At 62.8% G+C, this 19,940-nt stretch carries 16 protein-coding genes; all 16 read left to right on the forward strand.

The window, feature by feature from the left end; genetic code table 11:
* The first annotated feature begins 70 nt into the window (after positions 1-70).
* Complete coding sequence (locus WBQ96_RS02305; RefSeq protein ID WP_091910599.1) at positions 71-1,048, forward strand: ABC transporter permease; 978 nt, start codon at positions 71-73, stop codon at positions 1,046-1,048.
* The gene (locus WBQ96_RS02310) at positions 1,041-1,937 is read left to right on the forward strand and encodes an ABC transporter permease (RefSeq protein ID WP_119921206.1); all 897 of its coding nucleotides are present in this window, start codon (positions 1,041-1,043) and stop codon (positions 1,935-1,937) included. Before WBQ96_RS02305 ends, WBQ96_RS02310 begins: the two co-directional genes overlap by 8 nt.
* Complete coding sequence (locus WBQ96_RS02315; protein WP_165117024.1) at positions 1,934-2,953, forward strand: ABC transporter ATP-binding protein; 1,020 nt, start codon at positions 1,934-1,936, stop codon at positions 2,951-2,953. Before WBQ96_RS02310 ends, WBQ96_RS02315 begins: the two co-directional genes overlap by 4 nt.
* Entirely contained in the window at positions 2,950-3,942 is a 993-nt protein-coding gene (locus WBQ96_RS02320) for an ABC transporter ATP-binding protein (RefSeq protein WP_165117814.1), read from the forward strand. Before WBQ96_RS02315 ends, WBQ96_RS02320 begins: the two co-directional genes overlap by 4 nt.
* A 35-nt stretch (positions 3,943-3,977) precedes the next feature.
* Positions 3,978-4,973: an NADPH:quinone reductase gene (locus WBQ96_RS02325; protein WP_165117022.1), complete on the forward strand. Its 996-nt coding sequence runs from the start codon at positions 3,978-3,980 to the stop codon at positions 4,971-4,973.
* Between the two features lie 37 nt (positions 4,974-5,010).
* Positions 5,011-6,840 carry a hydantoinase B/oxoprolinase family protein gene (locus WBQ96_RS02330; RefSeq protein WP_165117020.1) on the forward strand — a complete coding sequence of 610 codons (1,830 nt, stop codon included), beginning with the start codon at positions 5,011-5,013 and terminating at the stop codon, positions 6,838-6,840.
* Positions 6,827-8,869 (forward strand): hydantoinase/oxoprolinase family protein, encoded by a 2,043-nt coding sequence (locus WBQ96_RS02335; RefSeq protein WP_336546649.1) that lies wholly within the window; start codon positions 6,827-6,829, stop codon positions 8,867-8,869. Before WBQ96_RS02330 ends, WBQ96_RS02335 begins: the two co-directional genes overlap by 14 nt.
* Positions 8,866-10,242 (forward strand): M20/M25/M40 family metallo-hydrolase, encoded by a 1,377-nt coding sequence (locus WBQ96_RS02340; protein WP_165117016.1) that lies wholly within the window; start codon positions 8,866-8,868, stop codon positions 10,240-10,242. The genes WBQ96_RS02335 and WBQ96_RS02340 overlap by 4 nt, the downstream gene beginning before the upstream one ends.
* Before the next feature lie 552 nt (positions 10,243-10,794).
* Entirely contained in the window at positions 10,795-12,663 is a 1,869-nt protein-coding gene (locus WBQ96_RS02345; protein WP_165117014.1) for a TRAP transporter large permease, read from the forward strand.
* A 48-nt stretch (positions 12,664-12,711) separates the two neighbouring features.
* On the forward strand, positions 12,712-13,722 hold the full coding sequence (locus WBQ96_RS02350) for a TRAP transporter substrate-binding protein (protein ID WP_165117012.1): 1,011 nt from the start codon (positions 12,712-12,714) through the stop codon (positions 13,720-13,722).
* 80 nt (positions 13,723-13,802) lie between these two features.
* On the forward strand, positions 13,803-14,606 hold the full coding sequence (locus tag WBQ96_RS02355) for an SDR family NAD(P)-dependent oxidoreductase (RefSeq protein WP_336546645.1): 804 nt from the start codon (positions 13,803-13,805) through the stop codon (positions 14,604-14,606).
* A gap of 8 nt (positions 14,607-14,614) precedes the next feature.
* Positions 14,615-15,466, forward strand: coding sequence for an IclR family transcriptional regulator (locus tag WBQ96_RS02360; RefSeq protein WP_376767702.1), 852 nt, complete (start codon positions 14,615-14,617; stop codon positions 15,464-15,466).
* Positions 15,463-16,632 carry an acetyl-CoA acetyltransferase gene (locus WBQ96_RS02365; RefSeq protein WP_165117006.1) on the forward strand — a complete coding sequence of 390 codons (1,170 nt, stop codon included), beginning with the start codon at positions 15,463-15,465 and terminating at the stop codon, positions 16,630-16,632. The genes WBQ96_RS02360 and WBQ96_RS02365 overlap by 4 nt, the downstream gene beginning before the upstream one ends.
* Positions 16,629-18,263: an acyl-CoA synthetase gene (locus WBQ96_RS02370; RefSeq protein WP_336546644.1), complete on the forward strand. Its 1,635-nt coding sequence runs from the start codon at positions 16,629-16,631 to the stop codon at positions 18,261-18,263. The genes WBQ96_RS02365 and WBQ96_RS02370 overlap by 4 nt, the downstream gene beginning before the upstream one ends.
* 11 nt (positions 18,264-18,274) lie before the next feature.
* On the forward strand, positions 18,275-19,033 hold the full coding sequence (locus WBQ96_RS02375) for an SDR family NAD(P)-dependent oxidoreductase (RefSeq protein ID WP_337035858.1): 759 nt from the start codon (positions 18,275-18,277) through the stop codon (positions 19,031-19,033).
* Positions 19,033-19,887, forward strand: a complete 855-nt coding sequence (locus WBQ96_RS02380) for a PCC domain-containing protein (RefSeq protein ID WP_336547236.1) — start codon at positions 19,033-19,035, stop codon at positions 19,885-19,887. Before WBQ96_RS02375 ends, WBQ96_RS02380 begins: the two co-directional genes overlap by 1 nt.
* Positions 19,888-19,940 lie beyond the last annotated feature (53 nt).

The following is a 19,940-nucleotide window of genomic DNA, read 5'->3' on the forward strand; positions in this document are numbered from 1 at the left end:
GACTCATTTGAAGAACCTGACATGGAATGCAGTTCATCCCGTTTCATGTCAGGTCAAGGAATATGAATTCATGTCCCATCTGAAGGCGGTGGCCAGCCGAACGCTTCAGCTTGCCCTGGTGCTGTGGGCGGTCGTCACGATACTTTTCCTGATGTTCCGCCTGATGCCGGGCAACCCCATGGCGGCCTATATCGACCCGACTTTCACCGTCGAGCAGCAGCAGGCGCTGATGGCCCAGTTCGGACTGGATAAGCCTTTGTGGGAACAGTATTTCATCTATCTCGGCAATCTCCTGCAGGGAGAGCTGGGCCAGAGTTTTCGCTACCGCGAGCCGGTTGCCGAGCGCATTTTTGCGCTGCTGCCCAACACGCTCATTCTCACTTTCTCGTCGCTCTTCGTTGCCTATGCGTTTGGCATCCTTGCCGGAGCCTATCTTGCTTGGCGGCGCGGAAGCGCGGTGGAAAACGCGGCCATACCGCTGGTGTTGATGACGCGCGCCATGCCTGAATTCTGGCTGGGCATGGTGTTGCTCGCGGTCTTTTCCTTCTGGCTCGGTTGGTTTCCGGCGGGCGGCACGCGGCCGGCCGGCGCCGATTATGACAGCCTCTGGGCGCTTTACACCTCGCGCGATTTCCTGAGCTACCTTGCACTGCCAGCGCTGACGCTGGCGATATACAGCCAGGGCCTTCCGCTGCTGCTGATGCGCTCCAACATGCTCGATGTGATGAAGGAGGACTTCGTCACCATGGCACGCATCAAGGGCCTGTCCAACTGGACCGTGGTTGTGCGCCATGCCGCGCGCAATGCGCTCTTGCCGGTCATGACCTCATTCGCGATTGCGGTCGGCTATCAGCTGCAGGGCAATGTCGTTGTAGAGTCGATTTTTTCCTGGCCGGGGCTGGGCCGTGAACTGGTCAATGCCGTCTCGGCTTCAGACTACCCGCTCGCCCAGGGTGCGTTCCTGATGATCGCCGTCGTCGTGATCTTGATGAACCTCATCGCCGATATGCTTTACGCCCTGCTTGACCCGAGGATCAGCCATGCATGATCTCGCACTTCAGAAACCCGGCCTCGTCGGCCGCATGTTTCGCAGTCTCAAGCTGCCGCTCAGCGACCCCTTTGCCGTCTTCGGTCTGGCCGTCTACGCGACCTTCCTCCTGACCGCGATCTTTGCCGACGCGATCGCACCATACGACCCGACGGAGATACTCTACACGCCCGAATATGAGCTTGCCTCCGACCTGCGTCCCGGCGAGCAGGGCTTTATTCTCGGCACGACGAGCCTCGGCCGCGATATCTTCTCGCAGATCGTCTATGGCACGCGCTCGGCACTCATCATCGGCATCACGGCGGCTTTCATGGTCGCTTTGATCGGCTCGGTCGTCGGGCTGGTCTCGGGTTATTTCGGCGGCTGGGTCGATGCGGTGCTGATGCGGCTGGCGGATATTGCCTTCGGCATTCCCTTTTTGCCGTTCGTCATTGTGCTGGCGGCGTTTCTGGAGCCCTCGATCTGGAACGTGGTGCTGGCGATGGCGCTGGTGCTCTGGCGCGACACGGGACGCGTGATCCGAAGCCAGGTGCTGACACTGCGCTCGCGCGGCTATGTTGATGCGGCGCGTGTGTGCGGATCGTCTGATCTCAAGATCATCCTGCGCCATATCGCACCCAACATCCTGCCGCTGTCTTTCCTCTATGGATCGATCGCGATCGGCTGGGCGATCCTGACCGAGGCGTCGATCTCCTTTCTCGGCTTTGGCGATCCGCAGTCGATAAGCTGGGGCTATATGCTGCAGGATGCCTTCGCCAGCCAGGCTCTCGCCAAGCAGGCCTACTACTGGTTCGTGCCGCCGGGCATCTGCATCATCCTCGTCGTCTCCGCCGGGTTCTTCATCACGCGGGGTTATGAAAACCTCCTTTTTCCGAAGTTGGGTCGATGACTGCCAACCTGCTTTCCGTGCGCGACCTCAAGGTCAGCTACAGGGTCGGCAACGGCCATATCGATGCCGTCGACGGCGCAAGCTTCGACGTTCCGCGTGGTTCCATCGTCGGGCTTGTGGGCGAATCCGGCTGCGGCAAGACCACCGTGGCGCGTGCCCTGACGCGGGTGATCGCCGACAATGCGAGGATCACCGGCGGCCAGATCCTTTTCGACGGCAAAGATATCGCTGCCATCCCCGAGCGGCAGATGAACGCTCTGCGCTGGCGCGATATCGCTTTCATCCCGCAAAGTGCGATGAACTCGCTCGATCCGGTCTACACCGTCGAATACCAACTCAACGAAGTGCTCCGCCGCCGCGGCGGTCTGAGTGCACGCGAAGCGCGCATGCGCTGCGAGTCCTTGTTTGAAATGGTCGGCATCGAAAAAGGGCGGCTGCGCGATTATCCGCATCAGTTTTCCGGCGGTATGCGTCAGCGCGTGGCGATAGCGCTGGCACTGGCGCTCAACCCCAAGCTGGTGATTGCCGATGAGCCAGTCACAGCACTCGACGTGATCGTGCAGCGGCAGATCCTCGACCAGCTGCGCGAATTGCAGACGATGCTCGGCATCTCGGTCATCCTGGTCACGCACGACATTTCCGTCGTCGCCTATATCTGCGACCGCACCGTCGTCATGTATGCAGGGCGCGTCGCCGAGGCCGGCCCGATGGCGGGTGTGCTCACACGGCCCGCCCATCCCTATACGATGGGCCTGCGCAACGCCTTCCCCGATCTGGCGGGTGCTGCCTCGGGCACGCTGACCCCCATCGACGGCGCGCCGCCAAATCTTGCCGAGCCGCCGCCCGGCTGCCGTTTCGCACCGCGTTGTCCGTTTTCGATCGAGGTATGCTCGACAGAATCGCCGCCATTGGCGGAGATTGTGCCGGACCATCGCGTCGCCTGCCATCGCGCCAGTGAGGCACCAGTCCTGCGCGAAATCGCTGCCCGGACCGAAACATGGCTGGCACACGCATGAGGTCCGCCGTGACATATTCGAACGAACCGCTGGTTTCGCTGCGCAGCGCCGAGCTCCACTACCGTGTTGGCGGTGCGCTGTCGGCATTGCGCGGCCGTTCCTCCGTGGTCAAGGCGGTCGATGGCGTTTCCTTCGACATACACCGCGGCGAGAGCGTCGGGCTGCTCGGCGAGTCCGGTTGCGGCAAGAGCTCGATAGGGCGGCTGCTGATGAAACTGGAAGATGCGACCGGCGGCGAGATCGTTTTTGCCGGCGAGCCCATCTCGGGCCTCAGGGGAGCCGCGCTGAAGTGCTACCGGGCCAAGGCCCAGCTCATCTTCCAGAACCCGTTCGATGCGGTGAACCCGCGCTTCACCATTCGCGCCACGCTGGCCGAGCCGCTGGAGAATGCCGGCATTCCCGCCGGCGAACGTGAGGCGCGGATCATCGCGGCGCTGGAGCTGGTGCGGCTGCCGCAGCCGGCGCAATTCCTCGACCGTTATCCGCACCAGCTGTCGGGCGGACAGTTGCAGCGCGTCGTCATGGCGCGCGCGTTGATCCTCCAGCCGGATTTCGTGGTGGCCGACGAACCGGTATCGATGCTCGATGTGTCGGTGCGCGCCGGCGTGCTCAACGTCTTCCGCGACGTGCGCGACCGGCTCGGGCTGACGGCTATCTATATCAGCCACGATCTGGCGCTGGTCCGCTATGTCTGCGAGCGCACCATCGTCATGTATCTCGGACGCATCATGGAAGATGGCCCGACCGAGGACATCGTGCATGAGCCGCTTCACCCCTACGCCAAGGCGCTCGTTGCCGCCGTGCCGGTGCCGCATCCCGACCAGAGCCACGATCCGCTGCCGATCGGCCGGGGCGCGCCCGACCCGCGCAATCCGCCGTCCGGCTGCGTCTTCCGCGATCGCTGTCCGCGCGCCTTCGATCGCTGCGCCAGCGAGGTGCCGCAATTGCGGCAGATAGGAACGCGCAAGGTCGCCTGCCATCTCTTTTGAACGGGCGCTCAGCCTGAGGCCCAAGGACGAACACAATGCTTGCCGCCTTCTATACCCGTACCGGACCCGCGCGAGACGTTCTCGCAACCGGTGACCAACCCTATCCACACCCCGCCGCCGGTGAGGTTCTGGTGCGGGTTCGCGCCTCCGGTATCAATCCTGCCGACGTCAAGCGGCGGGCGGGCTGGCGCGGCATGATGATGGAGCACCCGCTCGTCGTACCTCACACCGATGGTGCGGGCGAGATCGTCGAGGTCGGCGAAGGCGTTGCCCGATCGCGCATCAGTGAACGCGTATGGCTCTACAATGCGCAAGGCGGCTACGGCACTGCCGGCCGCGCTTTTGGGACGGCTGCCGAACTGGTCGCCATCCCCGCCGGACAGGCCGTCAGGCTTGACGATGCGCTGTCCTTTGAAGCGGGCGCTTGCCTGGGTGTGCCGGCGATGACCGCGCACCGGGCGATCTTCTCGGACGGTCCGGTCGAGGAACAGACGATCCTGGTCAATGGCGCGGCAGGTGCTGTCGGCCATTTCGCCGTGCAACTCGCCGTCGCCGGCGGCGCGCGTGTCATCGGCACGGTCGGCAACGCAGCGGCGGCTGCCCATGCGAGTACGGCCGGCGCTTTTGCTACGATCGACCGCAAGGCCGAGGATGTCGTTGCGCGTGTGCTGGAATTGACTGGTGGCACCGGCGTCGATCGCATCGTCGAAGTCGATTTCGGCGCCAACCATAAGAGCGACATCGCCATGCTGAAGCTCAACGGCACCATCGCCTCCTATTCTTCCAGCAGCGATCCCGAGCCGGTTCTTCCCTACTACGCCTTCGCCAACAAGGGTGCGAACCTGCGGTTCATACAGGGCTTCTGCATCCCGGCCGAGGCGCGCCGGTCCGGCGAGACCATGTTGGCCGAATTGGCGGCAGCCGGCCGGCTTTCGGTCGCCATCGCTGGAGCTTACGCGCTCGCCGATATCGCCAGCGCGCATGAGCATGTCGAGCGCGGCAGCATCGGCAACGTCGTCGTCACCATCTAGCCCAAGACCGCAAATGAGTATTTTCAAGAGAGAATCCATGCTTCAATCCATCACCAACGCTCCTCCTTCGGGAGCCGCCGAAGAGCCGCTCTGCGATCCGGTTTCGCTGGAAATCATCAGAGGCGCGATCGCTGCGGCGCAATCGGAGATGGAGGCGCTTCTGGAGCGCACGGCCATTTCGGCGTTCATCCGCGAGAAGAAGGATTTTTATACCGCGCTCTTTGACGAGAACGGTGTGATGGCAGTCGGCTCGATGGTGCCGATCTTCGGCGACATGACGAGCCCGGTCTTCGAAAGCTTTCCCGCCGACACGATGAAGCCTGGCGATCTCTACTGGTACAATGACTGCTACGGCTCGCGCGGCGCGGTTTCGCATTCCAACGACCAGGTACTGCTGGCGCCCGTCTTCAAGGACGGCAAGCGCTGCGCCTTCGTCATGAGCTGGGCGCATTTTGCCGACATCGGCGGCATCCGGCCGGGTTCGATCAGCCCGGACGCCACCGAAATCTTCCAGGAAGGCATCATCATTCCCGTCACCAAGCTGGTCGACGAGGGCAAGACCAATGAGGCGACGCTCGCGATCTTCCATCGCAATTCGCGCTTTCCCGCGCAGAGCAATGGCGACATGCGCGCGCTGATGGCAAGCGTCGATCTCGGCGTGAAGCGTGTCGGCGAAATCCTGGACAGGTTCAGCGCGGAAGTCGTCTCCGACGCCTTCTCGCAACTGCTAGCCCGCACACGCCGTCTCGTCCGCTCCAAGCTGGCCGAAACCTTCGACTACGGCACCCACCGCTTCACCGACGCGATCGACGGCGACGGTCACGGCAACGGCCCGTTCAAGATGCGCTTCGCGCTGACGCGCGAGGCGGGCGAAGATAGCGAGGATCGCTTCATTTTCGACGCCACGGAAAGCGACGACCAGGCGCCGGGACCGGTAAACTATCTGATGAATCCGGGCGTGCCCGGCATGGCGTTGGGGCTTTATTATCTCGGCGGCGACCCGGGGCAGGTCTGCAATGCCGGCGGCCCCAACGCCATCGATGAAGTGCGCCTGCGCGAGGGCTCATTCCTGGCGCCGCGTTTTCCCGCGCCGCTCGGCATGCGCGGCCTGACCACGATGCGCGTCATCTCGGCCATGAACGGTCTGGTCAATGTTGCCGGCGGCGGCGCGCCGGCGGCCAATTCCGCCTATGTCATCAGCATCATGCGCGGCAATTTCCGCAACGAGGCTGGCGATCTCGAGCGCTTCCTGCTCGCCGACGGTATCGGTGTCGGCTATGGCGCGCGGCCGGATTCCGACGGCATCGACGCGGTCTATTTCGTGGCGCAGGAGAACTATCCGGTCGAGTTCCTCGAAGTCGGTTATCCGGTTCGCCTGAGGCACTATGGCGTTGTCGAGGATTCCGGTGGAGCCGGCCGTTTCCGCGGCGGCTGCGGGATCATCCGCGAATACGAAGTCATGGCCGAGGACGCGATCCTTGCCGTGCGCATCGACAGCGTGAAGAACCCGCCATGGGGCATCGACGGCGGCATGTCCGGCGGCACCGGCCGCGCCGTGGTCAATCCCGGCACCGAGCGCGAACGCCTGCTGGCGCCGCTGTCGGACGGCAACCGCCTCGTGCGCGGCGATATCCTGCGGATCGAAACCGGAGGAGGTGGCGGCCATGGCCATCCCTTCGACCGTTCGCCGGAAGCCGTCGTTGAGGACGTACTTGGCGGCTATGTCAGCCGCGAAGCTGCCGAGCGCCTCTATGGTGTCGTGCTCGCCGGAAACCGTCTCGACGAAGCCGCCACCGCCAGGGCGCGCGCCGCGCGGCCGTCCGTCCGCCGTTTCCATCGTCAGGAGTATGTCGATGTCCTCGCTTGATTCCGCTCTCTCGATCGCCGTCGATATCGGCGGGACCTTCACCGACATCTCGCTGCTCGACCGTGCCAGCGGGCAGGTCTGGCGCGCCAAGACGCCGAGTGTGCCCTCCGATCCTTCCGAAGCGTTCCTTGCCGGGATCAAGCTCGCGCTCGCCGATGCCGGCGCACCGGCATCGGCGCTGGGACAGGTGCTGCACGGCACGACCGTCGCCACCAACATGATCCTGGAGGGCAAGGGTGCGCGCGCTGCGCTGGTGACGACGCGGGGTTTTCGCCACGTGCTGGAAATCGGCCGGCAGGACATTCCGCGCAAGGCCAATCTCTACACCTGGGTCAAGCCGGCACGTCCGGTGCCCGCATCCCGCATCGTCGAGGTCGACGAGCGTGTGGCAGCCGGCGGGGCTGTGCTTTCGCCGCTGGACGAGGAAAGCGTCTTCAGGGCAGCCGAGGCGATCCGGCAGATGGATATCGAAGCTGTCGGCATCTGCCTCTTGCATGCCTTCGCCAATCCCGCCCACGAGCGGCGCGTAGCTGAAATTCTCCGCGAGGCACTTCCCGGCATCGCGGTCACCATCTCGACCGACGTGCTGCCGGTGGTGCGCGAATATGAGCGCACGCTGACCACGGTGCTGAACGCCACGGTGATGCCCGGCGTGACCACCTATGTGGGTCGCCTCGAACAGCGTCTCGAAGCTGAGAAAGTCACCGCCCCGCTTCTTTTGATGCAATCGAATGGCGGGGTTGCCGGTGCGGCGGCGATCCGGCAAGCGCCTGCGCTGACTGCGCTTTCAGGACCTGCCGCGGGCGTCGTTGGCGCTCGCGCGATCGCGGCGGCCTGCGGCATTCACGATCTCATCACCGTCGACATCGGCGGCACCAGCGCCGATATCTGCCTCATCAAGGACGGCAAGATCGGCCTGACGCAGCATGGCAAGGTCGGCGAATGGCCGTTGCCGCTGCCGATGGTGGACATGGTCACCATCGGCGCGGGCGGCGGTTCCATCGCCAACGTCGAAGAGGCGACGCTGACGGTCGGGCCGCGCAGCGCGGGCGCCCGTCCAGGGCCTGCCGCTTACGGGCATGGCGGCCGCGAGGCGACCGTCACCGACGCGCATGTCGTTCTCGGCCATCTGCCGTCAAAGCTTCTCGGCGGGCGCATGGGTCTCGACGTCGGCGCGGCGCGCCGGGTCATCAAAGATCGCGTGGCAGCACCGCTTGGGCTCTCTCTCGAGGCTGCGGCGCGCGGGGTGCTGGCGATCGTGGACAATCACATGGTCGGCGCCGTGCGCGTCGTTTCGGTGGAGCGTGGGCACGATCCGCGCCAGTTCACGCTCGTGCCATTCGGGGGGGCAGGCCCGCTTCACGGCTGCGCACTGGCCGATCTCCTTGGCATATCGAGCATCATGATCCCGCCTGCGCCGGGCGTGCTGTGCGCGGATGGTTTGCTTGCGGCGGACCTGAAGGCTGAGTTCAGCCGCACGCTTCCCAAAGCGGGTGCTATCGACGTTGAGGCAGCCGATGCGATTTTCGCCGAACTCGAAGCGCAAGCCGAAGCGTGGCTCGTCGTAGAAGGCGTTGCCGAGCAGAAGCGCCGCAAGGCCCGCGTCGCGCTGCTGCGTTATCACGGGCAGGGTGGCGAGATCGCCATTGCCTGGGCGGGTACCCGGGAAGCGGTGGAGCAGGCCTTCGCCGCCGAGCATCAGGCGCTTTACGGCTTCACGCTCGATGCGTCGATCGAACTGGTCACGCTTCGCGTCGAGGCCACAGGCATGACCGCACAGCCGCCGAGCATCCGGCTCGAGGCGTCCAGCGCCTTCGAACCCTATGACAGCACGCCGGTGCATTTCGCTGACGAGACACTGGATGTGCCGCTTGTCGATCGTGCCGGGCTCGGAAGCGGCGTTGTGTTCGAAGGTCCCGCGATCCTGACCCAGCTCGACACCACGACGCTCGTGCCGCCCGGCTGGCGCGGCAGCGTGCATGAATCCGGCGCCATCATCCTCACCCGCCACGAAGGAGTGGCCCAATGAGCGCTGGCCAAAACGACCTCGCCCCGATTTTCGCGCATGTCGAGGAAAACCGCGATGCCTTCATCGCCCGGCTGATGGACTATGTCCGCCATCCCAGCATCAGCGCCCACAATCAGGGTATCGGCGAAGTCGCGGCCATGCTGGTGGAGATGCTGAAGGGGCTCGGCATGGATGCCGAGACCGTGCCGACGAAGAACCATCCGATGGTGCTCGGCCGACGCGATGTCTCGCCCGACAAGCCGACCGTTCTTCTCTACGGCCATTATGACGTGCAGCCGCCGGACCCGCTCGAACTGTGGGAGAGCCCGCCCTTCGAGCCGACCATTCGCAACGGGCGCATCTATGCCCGTGGCGTCGGCGACAACAAGGGGCAGCATTTCGCGCAACTGCTGGCGATCGAGTCGCATCTCAGGGTCCATGGCGAACTGCCCTGCAACATCATCTTCCTGCTCGAAGGCGAGGAGGAGATTGGCAGTCCGCACATCGCCGAGTTCGTGCGCGAACACGCCGATAGGCTGAAGGCCGACCTCGTCGTGACCTCGGACGGGCCACTGCATGAATCCGGCCTGCCGGTCGTTACCTTCGGCGTGCGCGGCGTTGCCGGTTTCGAGCTGCGGTCACGGACGGCCAGCCGCGACGTGCATTCCGGCAATTTCGGCGGCGTGGTTCCCAACGCGATCTGGAAACTCGTCCATCTCCTCGCGACCATGAAGAACCCGGAGGGCGAGATCACCATCGAAGGGCTGACCGAGCCGGTCATACCCGCCACCAATCGCGAACGCGATGCGGTGGCGAAGCTCCCGCTCGACCTCGATGCGATCAAGGCCGACCTGGGCCTGGCCGAACTCGATGCGCCCAAAGACCGTGGCTATTTCGACCGGCTCATGTTCCATCCCACGCTTACGGTGAATGGCTTCCACGGCGGTTATGGCGGGCCGGGCATGAAAACGGTGCTGCCGTGTGAGGCCTTCGTCAAATGCGACATTCGCCTCGTCGAGCCGCTGACGCCTGCCTATGTGTTCGAAAAGGTCGCCGCTCACGTCGCGCGCCATGCACCTGATGTCGAATTCGTGCCGCTGAACGGCATGCTGCCGTCGAAGACATCGATGGACTCTCCCTTCGCCGAGCCTATCCGCAGGGCGGTTGTCGCCGCGCGCGGCGTCGAGCCGCTTCTCTACCCGACGGTCGGCGGCAGTCTGCCTGACTATGTCTTCACCAAGATTCTCGGATTGCCCGCCTTCGTAGTTCCCTACGCCAATGCCGACGAAGCGAACCACGCGCCCAATGAGAACCTCGAGATCGAGCGCTTTATCGATGGTATCAGGACCGGCTGCGCGTTGCTTGCCGAACTTGGCAAATTGAAGACCGCCTAGCGCTCCGGGGTTAAACCTACGACGACAGAATCCGGGCAGACGGCCGCTCTGGGGTGGCCACTGCCCAAATTGATTCCCGCAATTGTCCTGACATCCTGCACGAACTCCATTCAGGCGTTTGGAGATCGATGGCGCTCGCCTGATCTAAGAAAATCGGTTTTGTAGGGACGTTGTTCAGGACTTGAAATACGTTAGGTCCATGATATGGATCGTTGTGTGCGAATTTTTTGTTGATAACGATGCATAGCTGTGTAACAGAATAGGAAGTTGTTAAAACAGTTCCATATTATGGAGCTAGAAACCTGCAGGATTTCGAGAGTTACCTGTAGGTGAAGGACGCTGCGGAATTCGCTTCGGCTGGAGGGCCAGGATATTTCGTGGTGATTTTGGAGGAGTTTCGGAGGAACTCACGTTTGAGCGATGGCAGGCCGGATGATCCTTGTGGATCGGCGGCTGTTTCGGGCCAAGGCAGCAGGGGCCCGTAGGTTCTGGAAGCCTGGCACCCAAAGCCAATGTCAAACGATGAGCCGACCGAAAATGGGAGGATAGCGCATGACCCTTGCCACCGACGAGGCCCATGAATTCGTGGTTCCGGCCGAGACGCTCGAGGCGAAGCCAGGTTCGAGCTGGATGCGGCCTGTCGAGGTCATATCGGCAATATTGCTTCTGTCGATCATCGGCATGCTGCTTGCCGGCGTGGTGTCGCGCTACATCTTTTCCAGGCCGATCGTATGGATCGACGAGGCGTCTTCAATCGCATTTCTCTGGCTGGCGATGCTCGGGACGGCGATCGCGATTGACCGCAGCGAACATCTGCGCCTGACGGTTTTTCTGAATACGCTTGGCGAGCGAAAGCGGGAATTCGCCGAAACATTCGGCCTCATCCTGATGGGCGCTTTCCTGCTCGTTGTATTGCCGGCGGCCTATGAATATGCAGTGGGCGAAATGGACATCACGTCGTCCGCTCTGAACATTCCCGTCGGCTACCGCGTTTCAGCCATCGCGATCGGCATGGTCCTGATGCTTGGCCTTGTCGTCACCCAATTGTTCAAGACGGCAAAGCTGCGCGATTTCATTGTCGCGGCAGCAATCGTCCTAGTGGTCCTGGCTGCGCTCTGGTTCCTGACGCCTGTCCTGAAATCGTTCGGCAATGCCAATATCCTGATCTTTCTTGTCGGCGCCACCGCGATATGCCTCGCACTCGGTGTGCCGATCGCGTTCTGCTTCGGCATCGCGACGCTGCTTTTCCTCGGCTTCACCACCACGATGCCGCTGGTGGTCGTGGTCAGCCGCATGGACGAAGGTATGTCGAGCCTTATCCTGCTTTCCGTCCCGGTTTTCGTGTTGCTCGGCTGCATTCTCGACGCCACCGGCATGGGCAAGGCGATCGTCGATTTTCTGGCTTCAATGCTGGGGCACGTGAAGGCGGGCATGTCCTACGTGCTGCTGGGATCGCTGTTTCTGGTATCGGGCATCTCCGGTTCCAAAGTGTCCGACATGGCCACTGTTGCACCGGCACTGTTCCCGGAAATGAAGCGCCGTGGCCACAAGCCCAAGGAGATGATCGCGCTTCTGGCAACGGGTGCCGCGATGGCGGACACGGTTCCGCCGAGCATCGTCCTGATCGTGCTGGGCTCGGTTGCCGGCGTATCGATCGCATCGCTTTTCACCAGCGGCTTCGCGATCGCCATGGTGCTGCTCATTGCACTGGCCATTCTCGCCCGCATCAAGGCATCGCGCGAAAACGTCGATGGCTTCCGGCGCCCTTCGCTCAAGCTGATCGGCAAGACCGCCCTGATCGCAGCGCCAGCGCTCGTCCTGCCTTTCATCATCCGCAGCGCGGTTGCCAGCGGTGCTGCCACGGCAACGGAAGTTTCCACCATCGCCGTCCTTTACGCCTTCATCATTGGCGTGGTGCTCTATGGCGGCATCGGCCTGCCCCGGATTTATCGCATGCTGGTCGAGACCGCGGCGATGAGTGGCGCCATCCTGCTCATCCTCGGCACGGCGGCAGCCATGGCTTGGGCGCTGACGCAGACGGGTTTTGCCTTCCAGCTTCGCGACATGCTGAGCGGATTGCCCGGTGGGTGGTTCACCTTCATGCTGGTGTCCATCGTGCTCTTCATGCTGCTCGGCTGCGTGCTCGAAGGCCTGCCGGCCATCGTGCTGCTGGCGCCGATCATGTTTCCCATCGCGCACGCCATGGGCATCAACGACATCCACTATTCGATGGTCATCGTCACGGCGATGAATATCGGCCTGATGGCGCCGCCGATCGGCGTCGGCTTCTACATTGCCTGCAAGATCGGCAACGTGTCGCCCGACGAGGCGATGGGCGCCATCTGGCCCTATATCGGCGCCATGGTCCTCGGCCTGCTGGCTATCGCCGCCGTGCCGTGGTTCTCGACCGCGCTTCTTTAGCCCAACCAAAACCGCTTGTTCAAAATAACCTGGAGGAGACTTGGAACAATGAATATCAGCCGTCGTACAATGTTGCTTGGCACCGGAGCGCTTGCGCTCGGCGCGACGATCCGGACGAAAGCCCATGCTGCGGATTTCACCTACAAGTTTGCGAACAATTTGCAGACCACGCACCCGCTGAACATTCGCCTGAAGGAAGCCGCCGACAGGATTCTCGAGGAGACGGGCGGCCGTCTCCAGATCAACATCTTCCCGAGCAGCCAGCTCGGCAACGACACCGAAACGCTGTCGCAGCTGCGCAGCGGCGCGACCGAGTTCTTCACGCTGTCGCCGTTGATCCTGTCGACGCTGGTGCCCAACGCCGCCATCAGCGGGATCGGCTTTGCGTTCCCGGATTACGATGCGGTGTGGAAGGCAATGGACGGCGAGCTTGGCGCTTATGCGCGCGGCGAAATCGAGAAGAAGGGCCTCGTGCCCATGGAAAAGATCTGGGACAACGGCTTCCGCCAGATCACCAGCTCGGAAAAGCCGATCGCTTCGCCGGAAGACCTGAAGGGCTTCAAGATCCGTGTCCCGCCGAGCCCGCTGTGGCAGTCGATGTTCACCGCCTTCGGCTCGGCTCCGACCACGATCAACTTTGCCGAAGTCTATACGGCCCTGAGCACTGGCATCGTCGATGGCCAGGAAAATCCGCTGGCAATCGCATCGACCGCCAAGCTCTACGAAGTGCAGAAGCATTGCGCCATGACCAACCACATGTGGGACGGCTTCTGGCCGCTTGCCAACAAGCGCGCGTGGGAGGCGCTGCCCGAGGATATTCGCGCGATTACCGCAAAGCACCTCAATGAATCGGCCATCGCGCAGCGGGCAGACACTGTGAAGCTGAACGACACCGTCCGCGAACAGCTGACCAAGGATGGCATGACCTTTACCGATCCGGACAAGGCAGCTTTCCGCGAAGTGCTGAAGCAGGCGGGCTTCTACAATGAATGGAAGGGCAAGTTCGGTGACGAGGCCTGGGGCATTCTTGAAAAGGCCGTCGGCACCAGCCTGACCTGAGGCCACGCGGCTTCAAGGTTCGCAAATCCGAATGAAGGCCGTCGCGAACCGGCGGCCTTCCGAATGCATCCGAGGTGAAAGTGCCAGAACGTCTTAAGGGCAAAACCGCAATCGTCTTCGGCGCCGGATCGTCCGGCCCCGGCTGGGGAAACGGCAAGGCTGCCGCTGTCCTCTATGCACGCGAGGGCGCCAAGGTCGCCTGCATCGATCTCAGCGCGGAAGCCGCCGAAGAAACCGCGCATATCATCACCGAGGAAGGTGGCGAGGCCATTGCCGTCTCGGCGGACGTCACCAAGCTGGACTCGATCAATGCCGCGGTCGGCAAGACGGTTGACGCCTTCGGCCCGATCGGGGTCCTGCACAACAATGTCGGCGTCACGCATATGGGCGGGCCGGTCGAGCTCGATGAGGCGCAGTTCCAGCAATCCATCGATCTCAACATCGGATCGGTCTATCGCACTTCCAAATCCGTCATCCCGCATATGCTCAAGGCAGGCAGCGGCGCGATCGTCAACATCTCGTCGCTCGCCGGCATCCGCTGGACCGGCTATCCCTATTTTGCCTATTACGCGACCAAGGCTGCGGTGAACCAGGCGACCGTTGCGATCGCCATGCAATATGCTCGGCAGGGCATCCGCGCGAATTGCGTCATGCCCGGCATGATCGACACGCCTTTGATCTACAAGCAGATATCGTCCCAATATGCCTCGACCGAAGAGATGGTGGCAGCGCGCAACGCGGCCATCCCCGGCGGCAAGATGGGCGACGCCTGGGATATCGCCTATGCCGCGCTGTTTCTGGCTTCCGACGAAGCCAAGTTCGTCACCGGCGTCTGCCTGCCGGTCGATGGCGGCCAGAGCCGCACAGTGATGGGACCGCGCTGAGCATGACCGTGGCGGCGGAACCTGACAAGGATCTGACAGGCGCGCAGAGTGTCGATCGCGCACTCAAGCTGCTGTCGCTTGTCGGCCGCCAGGCCGAACGGGGAATGCCGCTCAGCGAGATCGTCGAGCAGAGCGGCTTCAACAAGCCGACGACCCGGCGCCTGCTGCTCGCGCTGATCCGCGCGGGACTGGTCGAGCAGGATCCCGTCGAACGCCGGTACTATATCGGCGAGGAAGCCTATGTGCTCGGTTCGCTCGCCTCGCGCCGCTACGGCCTGCTGCAGCTTTCGATGGAAAGCCTGATCCGCATCTCGCGCAAGACCGAAGATTCGAGCTTTCTCTCGGTTCGCCGCGACACCTATTCCGTTTGTCTTTACCGTGAGGAAGGCACCTTCCCCATCCGCACCCATGCGCTTCAGGCGGGGTTCGAGCATCCGCTTGGCGTCGGCGCGGGTTCGCTCGCCATGCTGTCGGCGCTGCCGGACGATGAGATCGAAGTGGTTCTGGAACAGAACGCTGCGGTGCTGCAGGAAAAGTTTCCGCTGCTTCAGCCTGAGCAATTGCGCAGAGAGGTGGCTGCTACCCGTGAGCGCGGCTACTCCGTCAATCCCGGCCTGATCTACGCCAGCTCCTGGGGCCTGGGCATCGTCATACGTTTCGCGGATGGCAAGCTCGCCGGCGCGCTCAGCATCGCCGCGATCGACAGCCGCATGCAGGAAGCCCGGCAGGTCGAACTCGCAAAAATCCTTCGCGAAGAGGCGGCCAAGGTCGAGGCCAAGCTCGTCGATATGTTTGCCGAAAAAGGTAAGGCCCGCGAAGCAGCAATTCTGGGGCCAAGCAGCAGGAGATCGTCCAGATGACAAAAGCACAGATCGTGGGCTGGGCCCACTCGCAGTTCGGCAAGACCGAATATGAAGACACCGAGCAGTTGATGGCAGCCGTGGCCATGCCGGCACTCGAGCATGCCGGCGTGGAGGCAAAGGACGTCGATGGCATTTTCGTCGGTGTCATGAATGGCGGCTTTTCCAAGCAGGAATTCCAGGGCGCGCTGGTCAGCATGGGCAGCAGCGACCTGGCGCAGACGCCTTCGGTGCGTCTCGAAAACGCCTGCGCGACCGGTTCGGCCGCGATCTACACGGCAATGGATTTCATCGAATCCGGGCGCGGCCGCATCGCGCTGGTCGTCGGTGCCGAGAAGATGACTGCTGTTCCCACCGCTCAGGTTGGCGACATCCTGCTCGGCGGCAGCTACCGCAGGGAAGAGGCCGATGTCGAAGGCGGCTTCGCCGGCATTTTCGGCCGCATCGCCCAGCATTATTTCCAGCGCTATGGCGACCGTTCCGAAGAACTGGCGATGATCGCCGCCAAGAACCATGCCAACGGCGTGGCAAATCCCTACGCCCATATGCGCAAGGATTTCGGTTTCGATTTCTGCAACACGGTTTCGGAGAAGAACCCGCTGGTTGCAGCACCCCTGCGCCGCACCGACTGCTCGCTCGTGTCGGATGGTGCAGCCGCACTGGTGCTTGCCGATGCCGAAACCGCAGCCAGCCTGCAGCGGGCGATCGCCTTCCGCGCGCGCCAGCACGTCAACGACGTGTTTGCCCTCAGCCGCCGCGACATGGTCGCGTTCGACGGTCCGCGCCGCGCCTGGAGCGCCGCGCTTGCGGAAGCCGGCGTGACGCTGGACGACCTCTCCTTCGTCGAAACCCATGACTGCTTCACCGTGGCCGAGATGATCGAATATGAGGCGATGGGGCTTGCCAAACCCGGCGAGGGCTACAAGGTCGTGCGCGACGGCACGGCAACGAAAACCGGGAAACTTCCCGTCAATCCTTCCGGTGGGTTGAAATCCAAGGGCCACCCGATCGGTGCGACAGGCGTGTCGATGCATGTCATCTCAGCCATGCAGCTCACCGGAGAGGCCGGCGACATGCAGATACAAGGCGCCAATCTTGCGGGCGTCTTCAACATGGGCGGCGCTGCCGTCGCCAACTACGTCTCCATCATGGAGCGCGCGAAATGAGCAATGCCGCCAGTCCCAAGGGCGGCGTGGCACCCTGTTCCACGCGGGTGATGAACCTGTCGAACTTTCTCACGCAAGCGGCGCGGCGGTATCCCGAAGAGTTCGCTCTGGTTTGGGGCGAGAAACAATGGCGCTGGAGCGAGATGGAAGCCCGGGTCAACGCCATGGCGTATGCGCTGGCGAACGAGTTCGGCGTCAAAAAAGGCGATCGTATTCTCGTGCAGTCGGCGAACTGCAATGAGATGTTCGAATCCATGTTCGCGACCTTCCGCGTTGGCGCGGTCTGGGTTCCGACGAATTTCCGCCAGACGCCGGGCGAGGTTGCCTATCTCGCCGAGGCGAGCGGCGCGACGCTGATGATCTGCCAGGCTCCCTTCGCTGATCACGCCCGCGAATGCAGCGCACTGAGTGCGGGACCTCGCAAGTTCATCTCGATTGGCGCATCGGAAATCGGCGAGGACTACGACGCGACCGTCGCGCGCAATCTCGGCAAGGTCTTCAAGCCGGAAGCCGTCGACCGCGACGATCCCTGCTGGTACTTCTTCACCTCCGGCACCACCGGCCGACCGAAGGCTGCGGTTCTGACCCATGGCCAGATGGCTTTCGTCATCAACAACCATCACGGCGACCTCTTTCCGGGCACGACCCAACGAGATCGCTCGATCGTCGTCGCGCCGCTGTCGCATGGCGCCGGCGTTCACCAGCTTTGCCAGGTCGCGCATGGTGTGACCACCATACTGATGCCGTCCGACAAGCTGGAGATCGGCAGATTCTGGTCGTTGGTCGAAGAGTGGAAGGTGACCAACCTCTTCACCGTGCCGACCATCGTCAAAATGCTGATCGAAGACCCGTCGGTCGACGACTACGATCATTCCTCGCTGCGCTACGTCATTTACGCCGGCGCGCCGATGTACCGGGCCGACCAGATAAAGGCCTTGCAAAAGCTCGGCGCCGTCATGGTGCAGTATTTCGGGCTGGGCGAGGTGACGGGCGCCATCACCGTTCTGCCGCCGATCCTCCACAGCCTCGAGGATGGCCCGCAGGCGCGGATCGGCACCTGCGGTTTCGAGCGCACCGGCATGCAGGTTCAAATCCAGGATGACGCGGGCGACGAGATCGCACCAGGAGAGACCGGCGAGATCTGTGTGATCGGCCCCGCCGTGTTCGCCGGCTATTATCAGAACGCCGAGGCCAATGCGAAGTCGTTCCGCGACGGCTGGTTCCGCACCGGCGATCTCGGCCATGTCGACGAGCAGGGCTTCCTCTACATCACCGGCCGTGCCTCCGACATGTACATATCCGGCGGCTCCAACGTCTATCCACGCGAGATCGAGGAAAAGCTCCTCATGCATCCCGCCGTCAGCGAGGTGGCGATCGTCGGCGTACCGGACCCTGTCTGGGGCGAGGTCGGCATCGCCATATGCGTCCTGCAGCCCGACGCACGATTGGACGGCGCGGAACTGCGGTCCTGGCTGGACGGCAAGGTCTCCCGCTACAAGCTCCCCAAGAAAATCCTGTTCTGGGAGGAAATGCCGAAATCGGCCTACGGCAAGATCGCCAAGAAACTCATCCGGGAAGAGCTCGAGCGCCGCGGCGAGATCGACGGGACCGGCCAGAAACTGAGCGCATAGGAGACATGGTTTTGACCGACGAAAACAAATGCGCCGTCATAACAGGCGGTGCATCGGGGATAGGCTTTGAGATCGCGAGCCTTTTGCAGGAACGCGGCTGGGCCGTATTCCTTCTCGACCGCAACGCAGAGGCGCTGGCGGAAGCCTGCAAGACGCTGTCCATCGATACTTCGCACGGCATTGCCTGCAGCGTCACCGACGAGGCCGAAGTCGAGGCAGCCATTGCCAAGGCTGCGCGAGCCGGTGCACTTGCTGCCGTCGTCAATTCGGCGGGTATCGGCATGGACAAGCCGGCAGTCGAGACCAGCGTCGAGGAATTTCGCCGTATCATCGACGTCAATCTGACGGGCACGTTCATCGTCGCCCGCGCCGCTGCCCGACACTGGCTGGCAACGAAAACGCCCGGCGCGATCGTCAACATCTCCTCTGTCTCCGGCATGATCGGCAACAAGGGAAGGAGCGCCTATGGCTCCTCGAAAGGCGGGGTCAATCTGCTGACGCATATCCTGTCCACCGAACTTGGCCCCGACAACATCCGCGTCAACGCCGTCGCACCGGGTGCGGTCGACACGCCAATGTCGCGCGCGGTTCACACCGACGACGTCCGCGCCCAATGGCACAAGCGCATACCGCAACAGCGTTACGGCACCTCTCGGGAAATCGCCTCCGCTGTCGCCTTCCTCGTTTCCGACGAGGCAAGCTACATCAACGGACAGGTGCTGGCCGTCGATGGTGGCTTCGTGCATGCCGGCCTGGCTTTGAAAGGCTGATCATGCGTACGATCAAGCATCCGGGAGCCGCACTCGATCCACGTGTGATCTCGCTTCCCTGCCGGGCGGAGAAAATGCGCCTGATCTTGCGGTCGGGCGTCAGTGTCCTGGCGGCTGTCGAGGAGGCGCTGCGCGATCGCGGCTACGAAAGCGCGGTGGTGCACATCAAGCGCGGGGCATTTCTGCCGCTCGTCTATGTCATGCCAGCCCTCTCCAACGATGGCACCCATGCCGCCTGGTATAGCGACACGCATTCCCCCGCTGGCCGAGCCGAGATTGAAGAGCTGGTGCTGACTTTCGGTCGCCGCGACGGCGAGCCGTTTCTCCATTGCCATGGCATATGGCGGCACGCCGACGGCTTTCGTGGCGCCGGCCATCTGATGCCGCATGACGCGCAGTTCGCGGAGCCGGTGGAGGCCGATGTCTGGGCGATCTCGGGCGCGATTCTGGACCAGCTTGAAGATTCTGAAACCAATTTCAAACTCTTCACACCGGTCGGGCTTGCACCAGCGCAAGCCGGTGCCGGGCAGCGTGCCGTGCTGTGCCGCGTTCAGCCGAACGAGGAGATCAACGCCGCAATCGAGCGCACGGCAGCCGAGCACGGTATCGAAAGAGCAACGCTCCACGGCATCGGCAGCCTCGTCGGCTGCGATTTTGTCGATGGTCAGCATATGGCCTCCATCGCCTCCGAGCTCTTCATCCGCAATGGGACGCTGCAAAACGTTGAAGGCAAGCCTGTAAGCAGGCTGGATATCGCCATCGTCGACATCGACGGAAACATCTTCGAGGGTGAGATTGCCCGTGGCGCAAATACCGTCTGCGTTACCTTTGAATTGCTGATCGTCGAAGACTGAGGCGAGGGTTGTCGTGCTTCCCTCGTCGGACACCATCTCGAAACTGTAATTTT

This window comes from Mesorhizobium sp. CCNWLY176 (assembly GCF_037153935.1).
Classification (GTDB): domain Bacteria; phylum Pseudomonadota; class Alphaproteobacteria; order Rhizobiales; family Rhizobiaceae; genus Mesorhizobium_M; species Mesorhizobium_M zhangyense.